Origin of the sequence: Geobacillus sp. Manikaran-105 (genome assembly GCF_002809955.1) — a bacterium.
Lineage (GTDB): Bacteria > Bacillota > Bacilli > Bacillales > Anoxybacillaceae > Geobacillus > Geobacillus thermophilus.
In genome coordinates this window covers 1-1,013 of sequence record NZ_PIJG01000138.1, presented here as the reverse complement: position 1 = coordinate 1,013, position 1,013 = coordinate 1, and the positions used below count along the sequence as shown (strand labels likewise).

General features: G+C 53.6%; 1 pseudogene. It reads right to left on the bottom strand.

Annotation, left to right across the window (positions count from 1 at the left end):
* Window positions 1-48 precede the first annotated feature (48 nt).
* Window positions 49-997, bottom strand: a pseudogene (locus CV945_RS16960) (transposase).
* Between the last annotated feature and the right edge of the window lie 16 nt (window positions 998-1,013).

Here is a 1,013-nt window from a genome sequence, read left to right as displayed (position 1 = left end):
GGGTCGGTTTCTTTCGCAAACGGCTCCCGCGAGAGGGAATAAAACGTTTTATACATCCTGTTCGCCCTCCTTCGCCGAAACCGCCGCAAACGGCGACCGGTGGCGCTTCACATAGGCGTTATCCTCCAAACGCACCCGAATGGCTTCCGCCACCCGTTTGCCATCTTCGTACACATAGACGCCTCGTTCGTCATAGCGGAGCTCAATCGATTGCCCAATGAACCGAGGCGGCACTTCGTATAGCTGTTTATTCAGGGTGATCGTGCCATCGGCTTTCACCTTGCGGTGCTCCCGTTTCAGAAAAATCGCGTCCAGCCAATCGATGTCTTCGATCCACACCACTCGTTCCACTTGGGACTGAAACACCTCATGCGGCGTTTTTCCGTCCAGTGAGGCGTGCGGTTTTCGATGATACTCTTCTTCAAGCCACTTCCAAAAACGCTCGTTCAACTCGTCAAGCGATTTCGGCGGATTCAGCTCCAACAGTGGATAAAACCGTGTCTGTACGGTGCGGAAGAACCGTTCGATTTTTCCCTTGCTTTGCGGGTCATACGGCTGAGTGTGGATGAGTGTAATCCCCATCTCGGCGCACGCATACTGCAGCACCTCGGATCGATCAATTTTCCCGTTGTCCGAGTAAATGCGTTTCGGCTTCCCGCAACGAAGCACCGCTTCCTTTGTGACGATCCGCAACCCGTCAAACTTCTCCGAAGGGAAAAATTGGGCATACGGCACCAACCGCGAGCAGTCATCGATATAGGCGATCAAAAACGTTTTCTGGGCTTTCCCATGGACGCGAATCGTGGGTCCATGGGATAAGTCCCCTTGCCATAGCTCATTGATCTCTTCATACGCAAAACGCTTTCGCTCCGGCATCGGCAAGATTTCTTTTCCCACCAGGTTGTGTTTACGCTTTGGGCTCCACCTGGCCATTCACCAACGGAGCGATCAGCCCGTACCGAAACAGCGCGATGTCGTGTCTCATCGATTCATCCATCCGGATCTCCTCCCTG